We start from the raw sequence: 16122 nt of genomic DNA, 5'->3' as shown, positions 1-16122 counted from the left end.
GTCATGTTCCGATCCGCTCCTGGCACGACCTCGCGGGGCCGGGGCCTGCTGGCCGCCGCGAGCGCTCTCACGACTCCGCTGCTGCCCGAGGACTTCCTGACCCTGGTCGACCCGCTCTGGTCGACGACGTCGCTGCGCGGCCGGGTCGTCGCCCGTCGCCGCGAGACCGGGCGGGCGGTCTCGGTGACCATCGAACCCGGGTGGGCCTGGGCCGGGCACCGCGCCGGCCAGTACGTCGGCATCGGCGTCGACGTCGACGGCGTCCGGTTCACCCGGAGCTACTCGCTCACCTCCCCGGAGGGCGCCGAGCACCTCACGGTGACCGTGCAGGAGGTCGACGGCGGCGCCGTGTCGCCCACCCTGGTCCGCGACCTGCCGATCGGCACGATCGTCGAGCTGGAGCAGGCCGCCGGCGAGTTCACCCTGCCCGACCCGCTCCCGGAGAAGCTGCTGTTCGTCACCGCGGGCAGCGGCATCACGCCGGTGATGGGCATGCTCCGCACGCTCGACCGCGCCGGGACGATGCCCGACGTGGTGCTGGTGCACGGTGCCCGCACGCCGGAGGACACGATCTTCCGCGCCGAGCTCGCCGGACTGGCCGCGCGGCACCCGTCGCTGCGGGTCGTGCTGCGCCACAGCGCCGTCTCCGGGCGGCTCGACCCCGCGACGATCGACACCGTCGTCGCCGACCGGGCGGACCGCACCGTCTACGCCTGCGGCCCCGACGGCCTGCTCGACGCCCTGGAGGGCGCCTGGGACGGCATCGTGGCCGAGCGCTTCACCCCGCCGGCCCGCGCCACCGAGGGCACCGGCGGCACCGTCGACCTCGGCGGCGGCGACGTCGTCGTCGAGCCGGGGCAGAGCCTCCTCGAAGCCGGTGAGGCGGCCGGGAAGCTCATGCCCAGCGGCTGCCGGATGGGCATCTGCTTCGGGTGCGTGCTGCCGCTGCGCGAGGGCAAGGTACGCGACCTGCGCACCGGCGAGGCGCACGGCGAGCCCGGCGACCTCGTCCAGACCTGCATCAACTCCGCGTGCGGGCCCGCCCGCATCGACCTTCCCTGATCCTTCCGCCCTTGATCTTCCGCTCCGACCGAAGGAGGTCCTCATGACCGCCGTCCTGGAGAACCCCGCGCACCTCGAGCCCGGCCCGGAGGAGACCGGCCGCGAGCAGCACCCGCAGCGCCCGGTGCTGGAGCTCGTGCCCTCCTCGCGTCGCGAGGACGTGCAGGCCACGACCGAGCTGACCGCCGAGCAGATCGAGGAGCTCGGCCGCCGGCTCGACGCCATCCGCGACCGTGTCCTCGCCGAGCGCGGCGCGTCCGACGCCGAGTACATCCGCGGCGTCATCCGCAAGCAGCGGGCGCTGGAGATCGGCGGCCGCGCGCTGCTGTTCGCCGGTGTCCTGCCGCCGGCCTGGATCGCCGGTACCGCCATGCTCTCGATCGCCAAGATCCTCGAGAACATGGAGATCGGGCACAACGTCATGCACGGCCAGTGGGACTGGATGCGTGACCCGAAGATCCACTCGTCGACCTGGGAGTGGGACAACGTCTCGTCCTCGGCGGAGTGGAAGCACTCGCACAACTACATGCACCACACCTACACCAACGTCGTCGGCAAGGACCGCGACGTGGGCTACGGGATCCTGCGCCTGTCCGAGGAGCAGCGGTGGACGCCGTACTACCTCGGGAACCCGCTCTACAACTTCCTGCTCAGCCTGTTCTTCGAGTACGGCGTCGCGCTGCACGACCTCGAGGTCGAGAAGGTCGTGGCGGGGCAGAAGCCGCTGAGCCGGGTGTGGGAGCAGGTCAAGTCGATCGGCCGCAAGACCGGGCGCCAGATCCTGAAGGACTACGTCGCGTTCCCCGCGCTGGCCGGGCCGTTCTTCCTGCCGGTGCTCGCGGGCAACGTGACCGCGAACCTGGTGCGCAACGTGTGGTCGCACGCGGTGATCTTCTGCGGGCACTTCCCGACCGGGGCGGTGCAGTTCACCGAGGAGCAGCTCGAGGACGAGAGCCGCGGCGAGTGGTACGTCCGTCAGCTGCTGGGCTCGGCCAACCTCGACGGCGGCCGGTTCTTCCACCTGATGACCGGGCAGCTGAGCTTCCAGATCGAGCACCACCTGTTCCCCGACCTGCCCAGCAACCGCTACGCCGAGATCGCCCCCGAGGTACGGGAGCTGTGCCGGGAGTACGGGCTGGAGTACACGACCGGGCCGCTGTGGAAGCAGTACATGCAGGTGCTCGGCACGATCAACCGACTGGCCCTGCCGAACGGCAAGCGCTGACCGCGGCCGCGCTGCTCGTCCCGCGGCGGCGGACCGGATCCCGGCCCGCCGCCGTCGTGGGCGCAGGGCGGGCCATACAGGTCCGGGACGACGTCGAGGAAGCCGTGCACCTGCGCGATCCGGCTGTCGCCGTTGGTCACGACGACGTCGAACCCGACCACCGGGGGCTCGGCACCCGAGGCGAAGACCTCCGGCGGCGCCGCCTGCCAGCGGAACCGCGCGTGGTCGTGGTGCGCGTCGACCTCGCCGTCCAGCCGGAACTCGAACCCGGCCAGCTTCTCCCGGGCCGCGCCCAGGAACCCGGCGACGCCGTCGTGCCCGGTGACGTCGGCGAGCGGGTCGGTGTAGCGGACGTCGGTGGTGAACAGCTCGGCGACGCGGGCCTTCCGCGCCGCCGGGTCGGCCTCGTTGAACGTCGCGACGTAGCGCTCGGCGAGGGTGGTGAAGTCGGTCATCCCTACCTCCTGGGTGGTGTGGTCCGGTCGGCACCGAGCCTGCTGCCGCCGGCGCCGCGGCGCGATGACCTGCGGGGTAATCGGATCCACCTACCCCGCAGGTAGTCGTCGCGGCGTCCGGGCCGGGCTAGCGTCGGGCCGGTGAGCGACACCGACGCGCGCCCCGCCCGCACCGCCGGACCGGGGGAGATGCTGCGGTTCTGGCGGGGCCGCCGCCGGCGCAGTCAGCTCGACCTGGCACTGGCGGCGGGGGTCTCGGCGCGGCACCTCAGCTTCGTCGAGACCGGGCGTTCGGGCGCGAGCCGGGAGCTGCTGGGCGCACTCGCCGAGGCGTTGGAGATCCCGCTGCGGGAGCGGAACGCGCTGCTGCTGGCCGCCGGCTACGCGCCCGCCTACGCCGAGCGGTCGCTCGACGACCCGGATCTCGCGCCCGTGCGGGACGCGCTGGCGCGGCTCGTCGCCGGGCACGATCCGTACCCGGCCCTCGTCGTGGACCGGTGGGGCGACGTCCGGCTCGCCAACGCCGCGGCCTCGGCGCTGCTCACCGGCCTCGACCCGGCGGTGCTCGGGCCGCCGCCGAACGTGCACCGGGTCTGCCTGCACCCCGCCGGGCTCGCGCCGCGCATCCGCAACCTGGCCCAGTGGCGGGAGCACCTGCTGCACCGGCTCGAACGGCAGGTGCGGATGACCGCGGACCGGCGGCTCGTCGCGCTGCTCGCCGAGTGCCGGGGCTACCCCGGACCGGGGGAGACCGCGCTGCCGTCGCCGGGCTCGGACGTGCTGCTGCCGCTGGTCCTCGACACCGACGACGGCACGTTGACGTTCCACTCGGTGATCTCGACCTTCGGCGCACCGCACGACGTCACCCTCGCCGAGCTGGCGTTGGAGACCTTCCTGCCCGCGGACGACGCGACGCGCGCCGCCCTCACCCGCCGCGCCGGCCGCTGAGCCCCGCTCAGCCCGCGACACCCGAGGACAGCGACAGCACCGGCACCGTCCCGTTCAGCACCGAGTCCCCGATCACCTGCTGCTTGTAGACGATCGGGTTGTGCACCGCGAGGGTGCGGGCGTTGCGCCAGTGCCGGTCCAGCGCCCGGTCGACGTCGACCGTGGAGGCGCCACCCACCTCGAACAGCTCCGAGGTCGCGTCCAGGACCAGCTGGGGCACGGTCGACTGGGCCCGGTACACGTCGAGCTCGGCCGTCGGGCCGTGTCCGGGATCGGTGAGCGCCCGCTCCAGCGAGGCCGCCGCGGCGTCGACCACGGCGGCGACGGTGAACGCGGCTGCGTCGACCCTGCCGACGACCTGCTGCACCAGCGGGTCGTCCTTGGGCAGGTCGGCGTTGCCGTAGGGCCAGTTGCGGCGCCGGTCGCGCACGTAGCCGGCGGCGTCGTCGGCGGCGCGCCGGGCGATCCCGGCCAGTGCCGCGAGCTGGACGAGCTGCAGGAACGCCTGCCGGACCGGCTGGTGCACGTCGGTCGGCGCGGGCCGCACCTGGACCGGGTCGACCTCCACCGCGATGAACCGGGTGGTGCCGCTGGCCGTGAGCTTCTGCCCGAAGCCGCGCCAGTCGTCGACCCGCTCGACACCCGGGGCGGTCGTCTCGACCAGCACGGTCACCCGCTCGCCGTTCTCGTCGAGGGCGACGACGTCGACCAGGTCGGCGTAGAGGGTCCCGGTGCAGTAGAACTTCTCGCCGTCGAGCAGGAGCCTGTCCCCGTCGCGGCGGAGCACCGTGGTGGCGGAGTTGCGCACCACCCCGCCGCGCTCGGAGATGGCGTTGCCGACCAGCCGTCCGGCCGCGATCTGCTCCACCCGCCCGCGCAGCACCGGGTCGTCCGCGGCGCCTGCCGACCACAGCTCGGTGAACAGGAGGTGGGTCCGCAGAGCCTGCGGGATGTTCGAGTCCGCCGCACCCAGCTCGACGAGCAGCCCGAACAGCTGGCGCAGCGAGGCGCCCGCGCCGCCGGCCTCCACCGGCAGCCGGACGGCGCCGAACCCGGCGTCGCGCAGGGCGGCGATCTCCGCCACGGGCAGGCGCCGGTTCAGCTCGCGTTCGACCGCACCGGCGGCGATCCGGTCGAACAGCGGGCGGAACCGGGCGTGCAGCTCGGCGTCGGTCACGGACACGGGGGTCTCCTGGGAGCTCGGGGACGACACACGTGGGGAACAGGGTCGGGAGGCGAGCGTAGGTCTCCCGCCCCGTGGGCCGCCGTGACCCGCGCCTCAGCCGGTGTGCGGGCGGCCGACGGTCCGTGTCCGGTCGGACACGACCCGCCGGTTCGCCCCGAACGGAGGTGGCTACCCTGGTGCAGCGTGGCACCCACCTCCGTCTTCCCCGCCCTGGAGCCGATCCTGCCCCGCGTCGCCAAGCCGGTGCAGTACGTCGGCGGTGAGGGGAACTCGCAGGTCAAGCCGTGGGACTCCGCGGCCGTCCGCTGGGCACTGCTCTATCCGGACGCCTACGAGGTCGGCCTGCCCAACCAGGGCGTCCAGATCCTGTACGAGGTCCTCAACGAGCGCGCCGACGCGCTGGCCGAGCGCTGCTACGCGGTCTGGCCCGATCTCGAGGCCCTGATGCGCGAGTCGGGGGTGCCGTCGTTCACCGTCGACGCCCACCACGCGGTCGGTGACTTCGACGTCCTCGGCGTCTCCTTCTCCACCGAGCTCGGCTACACCAACCTGCTCACCACGCTCGACCTGGCGGCGATCCCGCTGCACGCCCGCGACCGCGACGAGACCCACCCGGTCGTCGTCGCCGGCGGGCACGCGGCGTTCAACCCGGAGCCGGTCGCGGACTTCGTCGACGTCGCCGCGCTCGGTGACGGCGAGGAGGTCGTCGGCGACATCACCGACGTCGTGCGCGACTGGAAGGCGCAGGGACGCCCGGGTGGGCGCCGGGAGCTGCTGCTGCGGCTGTCGTCGACGCCGGGCTGCTACGTGCCCTCCCTCTACGACGTGACCTACGCCGAGGACGGCCACATCGCCGCGGTCACCCCGGTCGACGAGCGGGTCCCCGCCACCGTCCAGAAGCGCACCACCATCGAGCTCGACGAGTGGCCGTACCCGAAGAAGCCGCTGGTCCCGCTGGCCGAGACCGTCCACGAGCGGGCCAGCGTCGAGATCTTCCGCGGCTGCACCCGCGGCTGCCGGTTCTGCCAGGCGGGGATGATCACCCGCCCGGTGCGGGAGCGGTCGCTGCAGGGCGTCGGGGAGATGGTCGACGCCGCCGTGCGGGCCTCGGGCTTCGACGAGGTCGGTCTGCTGTCGCTGTCGAGCGCCGACCACTCCGAGATCGCCGAGATCACCAAGGGCCTCGCCGACCGCTACGAGGGCACCAACACCTCGCTGTCGCTGCCGAGCACCCGGGTCGACGCGTTCAACATCGACCTGGCCAACGAGATCTCCCGCAACGGCCGCCGCTCCGGGCTGACCTTCGCCCCCGAGGGCGGCTCCGAGCGGATCCGCCGCGTGATCAACAAGATGGTCTCCGAGGACGACCTGATCCGCACCTGCGCCGAGGCGTTCTCCCAGGGCTGGCGGCAGGTGAAGCTGTACTTCATGTGCGGGCTGCCCACCGAGACCGACGAGGACGTCCTGGAGATCGCGGGCATGGCGCACCGCGTGATCAAGGCGGGCCGCGAGGCGTCCGGGCGCAACGACGTCCGCTGCACCATCTCCATCGGCGGGTTCGTGCCCAAGCCGCACACCCCGTTCCAGTGGGCCGCCCAGTGCGCCCCGGAGGTCGTCGACGCCCGGCTGCGCAAGCTGCGCGAGGCCGTCAACTCCGACCGGCGGATCGGGCGCAACATCGGCATGCGCTACCACGACGGCGAGCCATCGCTGATCGAGGGACTGCTCGCCCGCGGCGACCGCCGGGTCGGCGCCGTCATCGAGAAGGTCTGGCGCGACGGCGGCCGGTTCGACGGCTGGTCCGAGCACTTCTCCTACCGCCGCTGGGTCGACTCCGCCGCCGAGGCGCTGGAGCCGCAGGGTGTGTCGCTGGACTGGTACACCGTCCGCGAGCGCGGGGCCGACGAGATCCTGCCCTGGGACCACCTCGACTCCGGCCTGGAGCGGGACTGGCTGTGGGAGGACTGGCAGGACGCGCTGGCCGGCCGCGAGCAGGACGACTGTCGGTGGACGCCGTGCTTCGACTGCGGCGTGTGCCCGTCCACCGGGACCGACATCGAGGTCGGCCCCAGCGGGACCACCCTGCTGCCGCTGACCGTGGTCAACCCGACGGCCTCGGCCGCGGGGTCGCTCGGGGACGCACGCCCGGGTGACTGAGAACGGCTTGTCCTCGATCCCGGACCCGGCCCTCGCCGGCGCCGACGGGTCGTCCTGGGAGTACGGCGGCAGACGCCTGCGGGTCCGGGTCGCCGACGAGCGCGACGTCGCCGCGCTCGGCAGGCTGCGTCGGCTCTGGCTGGAGGAGCGCGCCGGGCGGCCGGTCGAGGACCCCTCGTTCGCCGAGTCCTTCGCCGCCTGGTGGCGGGTCGAGCAGCCGCGGCGCGCGTTCTGGGTGGCCGAGGCGGGCAGCGACCGTGCCGGCTGGACACCGGTCGGGTCGATCAACGTGCTGGAGACCGTCCAGATGCCCCGCCCCGGGGCCCGCGGCACGCGCAGCGGGCAGGTCGGCAACGCCTTCGTCCTGGCCGCGTTCACCGAGGCCGGCGTGCCGCGGGCGCTGCTCGCCGCGGTCGTCGCCCACGCCAGGGCCCGTGGGTACCGGCGGCTGATGCTGGCCCCGACCGCGGGCAGCGCCGCGTTCTACCGACGTGCCGGGTTCCGGCCGGCCGGTGACACCCTGCTGGTCCTGGGCGACTGAGGGGGCCGCCCTCGCGTTCGCGTCCGTCCGGTCGGCTCCGTCCCGTGGTGTCCGGATCGGATACGCGACGGTCACAGGGGCACGTGATCTCACGGGAAACGTCGAACTAGGGTCTGGCCGCACCGGGCGCGACGGCGTCCGGATCCGGCGTGGGGGGACCACATGGCGACGACGCACGACCCGGCGGGCAGCAACCGCCCGGACTTCTCCCACGAGGAGGAGGGCTACCACAAGGGTCTGGGGAAACGGCAGCTCCAGATGATCGCCATCGGAGGTGCGATCGGAACCGGACTGTTCCTCGGTGCGGGCGGCCGGCTCGCCTCGGCGGGCCCCGCGCTGGCGCTGGTCTACGCGGTCTGCGGCGTGTTCGTGTTCCTGATCCTGCGGGCGCTCGGTGAGCTCGTGCTGCACCGGCCGTCGTCGGGGTCGTTCGTCTCCTACGCCCGCGAGTTCTACGGCGAGAAGGCGGCCTACGTGGCCGGCTGGCTGTACTTCCTCAACTGGGCCTTCACCTCCATCGTCGACGTGACGGCGATCGCGCTCTACATGAAGTTCTGGGGCGCCTTCTCCGACGCCCCGCAGTGGCTGATCGCCCTGATCGCCCTGGTCGTGGTGCTGGCGGCGAACCTGGTCTCGGTGAAGCTGTTCGGCGAGCTGGAGTTCTGGTTCGCGCTGGTCAAGGTGATCGCACTGGTGGCCTTCCTGGTGGTGGGCACGGTGTTCCTCGCGGGACGGTTCCCGATCCAGGGCGCCGAGACCGGCATCTCGGTGATCACCGACAACGGCGGTCTGCTGCCCAACGGCCTGCTCGCCGCGGTGGTCATCACCCAGGGCGTGGTGTTCGCCTACGCCGCGACCGAGCTGGTCGGCACCGCGGCGGGGGAGACCGAGAACCCGGAGAAGGTGATGCCCCGAGCGATCAACTCCGTGATCGCGCGCATCGCGCTCTTCTACGTCGGCTCGCTGGTGCTGCTCGGCCTGCTCCTGCCCTACACCGCCTACCGCGAGGGCGTCAGCCCGTTCGTCACGTTCTTCGACTCGATCGGCGTGCCCGGTGCCGGCACCGTGATGAACCTGGTGGTTCTGACCGCCGCGCTGTCCAGCCTCAACGCGGGGCTGTACTCGACCGGTCGCATCCTGCGCTCGATGGCGATGAACGGGTCGGCGCCGGGCTTCACCGGCCGGATGAACAAGTCGGGCGTGCCCTACGGCGGCATCGGCCTGACCGCGGTGATCACCCTGCTCGGCGTCGGGCTGAACGCGGTGGTCCCCGAGCAGGCCTTCGAGATCGTGCTGAACATCGCCTCGCTGGGCATCCTCGCCAGCTGGGCCACGATCGTGCTCTGCCAGATCCGGTTCGTGCGGATGACCGAGTCCGGCATCCTCACCCGGCCCTCGTTCCGGCTGCCCGGCTCGCCGTGGACCGGCTACGCGGTCCTGGTCTTCCTGCTCGGGGTGCTGGTGCTGATGGGCTTCGACTACCCGGTCGGGACCTTCACCGTCGCCTCCATCCCGGTGCTGGCGGTGCTGCTGACGATCGGCTGGTTCCGGGTGCGGACCCGGGTCCGCGAGGCCGCACAGGAGCGGATGGGCTACACCGGCGCCTTCCCGGTCCGCGCCGACCGGCCGCACCCGCCGCACCGCGGCTGACCGGACCGGGCCCGGTCTCTAGACTCCGAGCCGTGGCACGCGTGAAGGCAGGAGCGGCGGCGAACCCGGCACCCCCGACGGTGCAGCGGGTCCGCCTGCGCTTCGCCAAGCGCGGCCGGCTGCGGTTCCTGTCGCACCGCGACGTCGCCCGCAGCTTCGAGCGCGCCGTCCGCCGGGCCGGCGTCCCGGTCGCGCACTCGCACGGCTTCAGCCCGCATCCGCGGCTGTCCTGGGTCGGGGCCGCCCCGACCGGTGCGGCCAGCGAGGCCGAGTACGTCGAGATGGGCCTGACCCGCGAGGTCGACCCGGAGCTGGTCCGCGCGGCGATGGACCAGGCGCTGCCCGACGGGCTCGACGTCGTCGCGGCCGCGACCGCGGTCCCGCCGGCGCTGGCCGACCGGATCGACGCCGCCCGCTGGCGGCTGGAGGTCCGCGGCATCGCCGTCGAGGAGGTGCGGGCCGCGGTCGAGGCGTTCACCGCGCAGGAGTCGGTCGTGGTGACCCGGCTGACCCCGTCCGGCCGCAAGGAGATCGACGTGCGTGCGGCCGTCGTCACTCTGCTCGTCGAACCGCAGGTGAACGACCCGGAGGGCGATCGTGACCCGTCCGGGTCGGCGGGTTCGCCGTCCCCGGTCACCGACTGTGCGATACTGACGGCGGTCGTACGGCTGACGACACCGACCGTTCGACCCGATGACGTACTGGGCGCGCTCACCGTCGTCGCAGACCTGGCGCCGCCGGTACCGGTGACGGCCACCCGGTTGGCGCAGGGCCTGCTCGACGACGCGGGCGACCTGGTGGATCCGCTCGGTGCGGTCCCGGTGACCCGGGCCCGGCCGGACGCTTCCTGACCCGGACGGCGCACCGCCTCCGGTCCGGCGTCGAGCACCATCCCCGGAGATCGGGGAGCGACACCAGATGTGCCGCACCGCGCAACCCGCGCGTGCTGCGGAACGTACGCGCAAGGTCCCTGCGTGGCCGCCTCCGACGCGAGGCGCCCGGGGGCGAAGGAGCTGAATGTCCGTGAACGACACGCCCGCCGGTGACACCGGCGGGCTCTCCGAGCTGCCGGAGAAGATGCGGGTCCACGCCCTGGCCAAGCTGCTGGGGACCGCGAGCCGAGACGTCCTCGCCGCCCTGTCCGGGCTCGGCCAGGAGGTCCGCAGCGTCCAGTCCAGCATCACCCGGGCGACGGCCGAGCAGGTCGTCGCCGCCCTGCGTCCGGGCACCGAGCCCGCCGCGGCGTCGGCCGACCGGGCCCCCGAGCCGGCCGTCACCGACGCGCCCGACCCGGTGGTCACCGAGGTGCTCGCCGCACTCGACCTCGGTGCCGGCACCGACAGCAACACCGACACCGGCACCGGCACCGCCGCCGGCCCGGATGCCGCCGCGGCCCCCGCCGACCCGTTCACGACCGGCTCCGCCCGGGCCCGTGGCGCGGCCGCACCGGCGCTCGCCCCGGTCTTCGCGGTCCCGATGTTCCAGGCCCCGGCCGCCCCGGGTGCCGCTCCCGCCGCGACCCCGGAGCCCGTGGGCCGCGACACCGCGGCCGAGCAGGCCGAGGACGGCCCCGGCGACGGCGCCCCCCGCAAGGGACGGAAGGGCCGTCGCCGCAAGGACCGCGACGCCGCCGCGACCGACGCCGCCGCGACCGACGCCGCCGTGACCGACGGCACTGCCGGCACCGACAGTGCTGACGGTGCCGGCAGTGCTGCCAGTGCCGACAGCACCGGCGACGCCGGCGACCCGGACCGTGTGGACGTCCCGGCCGGGGACTCCGCCGACGACCGGGCCGAGGACCGGCCCGATTCCGACGACGACGGTGACGACGAGAACGGCAACCGCCGTCGTCGCCGCCGGGGCCGCCGTGGCCGTGGCCGCGGCAAGGGCGGCGAGGACTTCGGCGAGGACGGCGGCGACGACTCCGACGACTCCGAGGACCCCGGCTCCGAGGACTCCGGGGCGGACTCCGGGTCCACCGGGGCCGGCTCCGAGGACTCCGACTCCTCGGACGACTCCGACGACTCCGAGGACCAGTCCTCGGGCGGCTCGCGCCGGCGGCGGCGCCGTCGTCGTCGCGGGGGGTCCGAGGTCGAGGACCGTTCCGAGGACGACCCGCCCAACACCGTCACCCGGGTCCGCGAGGCCCGCAGCGAGTCCCGCCAGGACTCCGGATCGTCCTCCGACGACCAGGTCCAGGGCGTGCGCGGCTCCACCCGGCTCGAGGCCAAGCGCCAGCGCCGCCGGGACGGCCGCGACGCGGGCCGTCGCCGCCCGCCGATCCTGTCCGAGTCGGAGTTCCTGGCCCGGCGCGAGTCGGTCGACCGCCAGATGGTGATCCGCCAGCGCGCCGACCGCACCGAGATCGGCGTGCTCGAGGACGGCATCCTGGTCGAGCACTTCATCACCGGTGGCAACTCCGGCAGCTCGATGGTCGGCAACGTCTACCTCGGCCGCGTGCAGAACGTGCTGCCGTCGATGGAGGCGGCGTTCGTCGACATCGGGCGTGGCCGCAACGCCGTGCTCTACGCCGGTGAGGTCGACTGGGACGCCGCCGGACTCAACGGCAAGGCGCGCAAGATCGAGCAGGCGCTCTCCTCGGGCGACCAGGTCCTGGTGCAGGTCACCAAGGACCCGGTCGGTCACAAGGGTGCCCGGTTGACCACGCAGATCTCCCTCGCCGGTCGCTTCCTGGTCTACGTCCCCTCCGGTGGCGCAGCGGGGATCTCCCGCAAGCTGCCCGACACCGAGCGTAAGCGCCTCAAGGAGATGCTGAAGGAGATCGTCCCGGCCGACGCCGGCGTGATCATCCGGACCGCCTCCGAGGGCGTCTCGCACGAGGCACTGGAACGCGACGTCCGCCGGCTGCAGGCGCAGTGGGAGGTCGTCAAGGAGAAGGCGAACAAGACCGGCCCCGGCGCGCCCAAGGCGCCGACGCTCCTCTACGAGGAGCCGGACATGCTGGTCAAGGTCGTGCGCGACCAGTTCAACGAGGACTTCTCGAAGCTGATCGTGTCCGGCGCCGACGCCTGGGACACCGTGTCCGGCTACGTCGAGCACGTCGCGCCCGAGCTCGCCGACCGGATGCACCGCCACACCGGCCCGTCCGACGTCTTCACCGAGTACCGGATCGACGAGCAGCTGCTCAAGGCGCTGGACCGCAAGGTCTGGCTGCCCTCGGGCGGCACGCTGGTGATCGACCGGACCGAGGCGATGACCGTCGTCGACGTCAACACCGGCAAGTTCACCGGCTCCGGCGGCAACCTCGAGGAGACCGTCACCCGCAACAACCTGGAGGCGGCCGAGGAGGTCGTCCGCCAGCTGCGGCTGCGCGACATCGGCGGGATCATCGTCGTCGACTTCATCGACATGGTGCTCGAGGCGAACCGGGACCTGGTCCTGCGCCGCCTCACCGAGTGCCTCGCCCGGGACCGCACCCGTCACCAGGTCGCCGAGGTGACCTCGCTCGGCCTGGTCCAGATGACCCGCAAGCGGGTCGGCGGCGGGCTGCTGGAGCACTTCTCCACCACCTGCGAGCACTGCCGCGGGCGGGGCGTCATCGTCTCGACCGACACCGGGCCGGACCACCAGCACGGCCGCTCCGGCAACGGCGCCCAGCACGGCAACGGTTCCGGGAACGGGCACGGCTCCGGGAACGGGAACGGGAACGGCTCGGGCAACGGGCACGGCAGCGGCTCCGGGAACGGTGGCCACGCCGACTCCGAGGGCGGCGGCCGCCGCAAGCGGCGTCGGGGCGGCAACGGCAACGGGGACTCCGGCCAGGGCGAACCGGGTGACGGTGGCTCCGGCCGCCAGGACCCGGGTCGCCAGGACACCGCGCGCCACGACACCGCGCGCCAGGAGGCCGACCGCAACGGCTCCGGCCACCGCAACGGCTCCGACCGTCCGGACGGGCGCGTCGGGGACCGGGACCGTGCCCGGGACGACTCCGGCGACACCGAGCGCGTCGACGCCGCCGCGGCGGTCGCGGCCGTCGCCGCGGGCAGCACCCCGAAGGGCGACGACGGCGCGGCCGCCGGAGCCACCGGGGTCTCCGTGCCGGCCACGGCCGACACCACCACCGTCGACGCCGCCCCCGCACCCGCACCGGCCGACGACGAGACCGTCGTCGCCGAGCCGCGCGGGGAGCTGACCGGTTCCGCGGCCCCCGTGGTCGCCGAGCCCACCGGTGCCCCGCAGGCCGCGGCCCCGGCCCGGGACGCGGCCCCGGAGCCGACGGCGACGGGGTCCGCCCCGGAGCCCGAGGCACCCGCACCGCGCCGCCGCCGGGCCAGCCGTTCCGCCGGCCCGGTCCGCGGTGGTGAGCCGGTGGTCATCACGACCGCCTCCACGCCGGAGGAGTCCACTCCGCCGGCCGCCACGGCGACACCGGCCGACGCGGGACCGGCGGCCGTCCCGGCCGTCGCCGCGCAGCCGGAGCCCGCCGCGGTCGTCACCCGTACCCGCCGTTCGCGCCGGGCGGCCTCCCGCCCGGCGGGTCCGCCCCAGGACGGAGGGTGACAGTGACCCCGCCGGAGAGCACTCCGACGGGGTCGCGTAACCTTGACCGACAGAAGCCACGCCTCTGCACACGACAGTGTTCGGCACGGGGGCCGTGGTGTGCGCGCCGGGACCGGCGCGAGCTGTCACAGCCCGAGCGCACCAGATGCGCCCCCGATGTTCAGGAGTCGTGCGTCAGCGATGTACGCGATCGTCAAGACCGGCGGCAAGCAGTACAAGGTGGCCGTCGACGACGTGGTCACCGTCGAGAAGCTCGACGGTGAGCCCGGCGCCGAGATCATTCTGCCCGCCGTGCTGCTCGTCGACGGCGACCAGGTGACCACCGACGCCAGCGGCCTCACCTCCGCGGTGACGGCCACCGTCGTCGAGCACACCAAGGGTCCGAAGATCCGGATCCACAAGTTCAAGAACAAGACCGGGTACCACAAGCGTCAGGGGCACCGTCAGCCCCTGACGAAGGTCCAGGTCACCGCGATCGGCAAGTAAGGAGCCCGCGTCATGGCACACAAGAAGGGTGCGTCCAGCTCCCGTAACGGTCGCGACTCCAACGCCCAGTACCTGGGTGTGAAGCGTTTCGGCGGCCAGTCGGTCAAGGCCGGCGAGATCCTCATCCGTCAGCGCGGCACCGCCACCCACCCGGGTGTCAACGTCGGGCGCGGCAAGGACGACACGCTGTTCGCCCTCGCCGCCGGGACCGTCGAGTTCGGTTCCAAGCGCGGCCGCAAGACCGTGAACATCGTGCCGGCCGAGGTCTGAGCGACCCGCCAGCACAGCGACGCCGACGGCGGGTCACCCCGGTAACGGGGGGCCCGCCGTTCGTCGTGTCACCACCCACCGCGGCCCCGCCGCGGTACGACACCGACAGGAGCACCGTCATGTCCCGGTTCGTGGACCGCGTCGTGCTGCACGCGACCGCGGGTGCCGGGGGCAACGGCTGCGCCTCGGTACACCGCGAGAAGTTCAAGCCGCTCGGCGGCCCCGACGGCGGCAACGGCGGCCGGGGCGGCTCGGTCGTGCTCGTCGTCGACGCGGGCGTGCACACGCTGCTCGACTACCACCACCGCCCCCGCGCGGAGGCGAAGAACGGCACCCAGGGGCAGGGGGCGTTCAAACAAGGCGCCAACGCCCCGGACCTGGAGCTGCGGGTGCCCGACGGCACCGTCGTGCTCGACGCCGATGGCGAGGTCGTCGCCGACCTGGTCGGCGTCGGCACCCGGTTCGTCGCCGCCGAGGGCGGACGGGGCGGGCTCGGCAACGCCGCGCTGGCCTCCGCCGCCCGCAAGGCCCCCGGGTTCGCGCTGCTCGGCGAGCCCGGCGACGAGGTCGAACTGACCCTGGAGCTGCGCAGCCTCGCCGACGTCGGCCTCGTCGGGTTCCCCAGCGCGGGCAAGTCCTCGCTGGTCGCGGCGCTGTCCGCGGCCCGTCCGAAGATCGCCGACTACCCGTTCACCACCCTCGTGCCGCAGCTCGGCGTGGTCAGCGCCGGCGACGACACCTTCACCGTCGCCGACGTCCCTGGCCTCATCCCCGGCGCCGCCGAGGGCCGTGGCCTCGGCCTGGAGTTCCTGCGCCACATCGAGCGCTGCTCGGTGCTGGTGCACGTCGTGGACTGCGCGACCTTCGAGACCGAGCGCGACCCGGTGTCCGACATCGAGGCGCTGGAGACCGAGCTGGCGCACTACGCCGAGGCGCTCGGCACCAGCGCGCTGGGGGAGCGGATCGACCAGCGGCCGCGTCTGGTCGCGCTCAACAAGATCGACGTCCCGGACGCCGCCGACCTGGTCGACATGGTCCGCGACGACCTGACCGAGCGCTTCGGCTGGCCGGTGTACGCGATCTCCACCGCGTCCCGCGCCGGCCTGCGGGAGCTGAGCTTCGCGATGGCCGAGCGGGTCGCCGCGGCCCGCGCCGCGCGCCCGGAGGCCGAGCCGAGCCGGATCGTGCTGCGCCCGCGCGCCGTCGACGACACCGGCTTCACCATCACACCCGACCCGGAGCTCGACGGCGGGTTCATCGTGCGCGGGGAACGCCCCGAGCGGTGGATCCGCCAGACCGCGTTCGAGAACGACGAGGCCGTCGGCTACCTCGCCGACCGGCTCGCCCGGCTCGGCGTGGAGGAGGCGCTGGCCAAGGCCGGAGCCGTTCCCGGCTGCCCGGTCACCATCGGCCAGGTCACCTTCGACTGGGAGCCGTCCACCCCGGCCGGCGTCGCCGCCCTGCTCACCGGGCGCGGCACCGACATCCGGCTGGAGGGCAACGAGCGGGTCGGCGCCGCCGAGCGCAAGCGCGCCCGGGTGGCGCGCCGGGCGCACCTGTCCGACGCCGAGCTCGCCGCGGGCGCCCGCTACTCGTCGGACCACGAGATCGAGGAGTGAGA

General features: G+C 73.7%; 12 protein-coding genes and 1 pseudogene. 11 read left to right on the top strand and 2 right to left on the bottom strand.

Features of this window, described 5'->3' with window-relative positions:
* Positions 1–3: 3 nt before the first annotated feature.
* Complete coding sequence (locus tag Ae505Ps2_RS25150; protein WP_083695107.1) at positions 4–1062, top strand: ferredoxin reductase; 1059 nt, start codon at positions 4–6, stop codon at positions 1060–1062.
* Positions 1063–1105: 43 nt separating this feature from the next.
* Positions 1106–2287: an acyl-CoA desaturase gene (locus tag Ae505Ps2_RS25145; RefSeq protein ID WP_020627657.1), complete on the top strand. Its 1182-nt coding sequence runs from the start codon at positions 1106–1108 to the stop codon at positions 2285–2287.
* A 125-nt stretch (positions 2288–2412) separates the two neighbouring features.
* Here Ae505Ps2_RS25145 and Ae505Ps2_RS25140 read toward each other — a convergent pair.
* Positions 2413–2742 (bottom strand): annotated as a pseudogene (locus Ae505Ps2_RS25140) (nuclear transport factor 2 family protein); the annotation flags it as partial.
* 189 nt (positions 2743–2931) lie between these two features.
* On the opposite strand from Ae505Ps2_RS25140, the gene Ae505Ps2_RS25135 reads away from it, so the two are divergent.
* A complete protein-coding gene (locus Ae505Ps2_RS25135; protein ID WP_075313031.1) occupies positions 2932–3690 on the top strand; it encodes a helix-turn-helix transcriptional regulator in 759 nt (252 codons plus the stop codon).
* A 7-nt stretch (positions 3691–3697) separates the two neighbouring features.
* On the opposite strand, the gene Ae505Ps2_RS25130 is transcribed toward Ae505Ps2_RS25135, so the two are convergent.
* Positions 3698–4873, bottom strand: coding sequence for an acyl-CoA dehydrogenase (locus Ae505Ps2_RS25130; RefSeq protein WP_233147473.1), 1176 nt, complete (start codon positions 4871–4873; stop codon positions 3698–3700).
* 186 nt (positions 4874–5059) lie between these two features.
* Here Ae505Ps2_RS25130 and Ae505Ps2_RS25125 point away from each other — a divergent pair, with 186 nt between their 5' ends.
* From Ae505Ps2_RS25125 to obgE, 8 genes are all read left to right on the top strand, one after another.
* Entirely contained in the window at positions 5060–7033 is a 1974-nt protein-coding gene (locus Ae505Ps2_RS25125; RefSeq protein ID WP_020627653.1) for a TIGR03960 family B12-binding radical SAM protein, read from the top strand.
* Positions 7026–7574 (top strand): GNAT family N-acetyltransferase, encoded by a 549-nt coding sequence (locus Ae505Ps2_RS25120; RefSeq protein ID WP_020627652.1) that lies wholly within the window; start codon positions 7026–7028, stop codon positions 7572–7574. Before Ae505Ps2_RS25125 ends, Ae505Ps2_RS25120 begins: the two co-directional genes overlap by 8 nt.
* 258 nt (positions 7575–7832) lie before the next feature.
* Positions 7833–9224, top strand: coding sequence for an amino acid permease (locus tag Ae505Ps2_RS25115; protein WP_212567706.1), 1392 nt, complete (start codon positions 7833–7835; stop codon positions 9222–9224).
* A gap of 41 nt (positions 9225–9265) precedes the next feature.
* Positions 9266–10075, top strand: coding sequence for a TIGR03936 family radical SAM-associated protein (locus Ae505Ps2_RS25110; RefSeq protein ID WP_170917159.1), 810 nt, complete (start codon positions 9266–9268; stop codon positions 10073–10075).
* A gap of 166 nt (positions 10076–10241) precedes the next feature.
* Entirely contained in the window at positions 10242–13745 is a 3504-nt protein-coding gene (locus Ae505Ps2_RS25105) for a translation initiation factor IF-2 N-terminal domain-containing protein (protein ID WP_075333147.1), read from the top strand.
* A 180-nt stretch (positions 13746–13925) separates the two neighbouring features.
* Positions 13926–14231: a 50S ribosomal protein L21 gene (rplU, locus tag Ae505Ps2_RS25100; protein WP_020624746.1), complete on the top strand. Its 306-nt coding sequence runs from the start codon at positions 13926–13928 to the stop codon at positions 14229–14231.
* A 12-nt stretch (positions 14232–14243) separates the two neighbouring features.
* Positions 14244–14501 carry a 50S ribosomal protein L27 gene (gene rpmA, locus Ae505Ps2_RS25095; protein ID WP_020624745.1) on the top strand — a complete coding sequence of 86 codons (258 nt, stop codon included), beginning with the start codon at positions 14244–14246 and terminating at the stop codon, positions 14499–14501.
* Between the two features lie 119 nt (positions 14502–14620).
* On the top strand, positions 14621–16120 hold the full coding sequence (gene obgE, locus Ae505Ps2_RS25090; RefSeq protein WP_075311309.1) for a GTPase ObgE: 1500 nt from the start codon (positions 14621–14623) through the stop codon (positions 16118–16120).
* The last annotated feature ends 2 nt before the right edge of the window (positions 16121–16122 follow it).

The sequence above is a fragment of the Pseudonocardia sp. Ae505_Ps2 genome, assembly GCF_001932425.1.
Classification (GTDB): Bacteria; Actinomycetota; Actinomycetes; order Mycobacteriales; family Pseudonocardiaceae; genus Pseudonocardia.
This window is presented reverse-complemented; position numbering and strand designations above follow the sequence as displayed.

Excerpts from the sequence above, each read along its gene's own strand:
- Ae505Ps2_RS25105 (WP_075333147.1), top strand. The coding sequence starts at position 10,242 with ATGTCCGTGAACGACACGCCCGCCGGTGACACCGGCGGGCTCTCCGAG.
- Ae505Ps2_RS25145 (WP_020627657.1), top strand. The coding sequence starts at position 1,106 with ATGACCGCCGTCCTGGAGAACCCCGCGCACCTCGAGCCCGGCCCGGAG.
- obgE (WP_075311309.1), top strand. The coding sequence starts at position 14,621 with ATGTCCCGGTTCGTGGACCGCGTCGTGCTGCACGCGACCGCGGGTGCC.
- Ae505Ps2_RS25135 (WP_075313031.1), top strand. The coding sequence starts at position 2,932 with ATGCTGCGGTTCTGGCGGGGCCGCCGCCGGCGCAGTCAGCTCGACCTG.
- rplU (WP_020624746.1), top strand. The coding sequence starts at position 13,926 with ATGTACGCGATCGTCAAGACCGGCGGCAAGCAGTACAAGGTGGCCGTC.
- Ae505Ps2_RS25150 (WP_083695107.1), top strand. The coding sequence starts at position 4 with ATGTTCCGATCCGCTCCTGGCACGACCTCGCGGGGCCGGGGCCTGCTG.
- rpmA (WP_020624745.1), top strand. The coding sequence starts at position 14,244 with ATGGCACACAAGAAGGGTGCGTCCAGCTCCCGTAACGGTCGCGACTCC.
- Ae505Ps2_RS25115 (WP_212567706.1), top strand. The coding sequence starts at position 7,833 with ATGATCGCCATCGGAGGTGCGATCGGAACCGGACTGTTCCTCGGTGCG.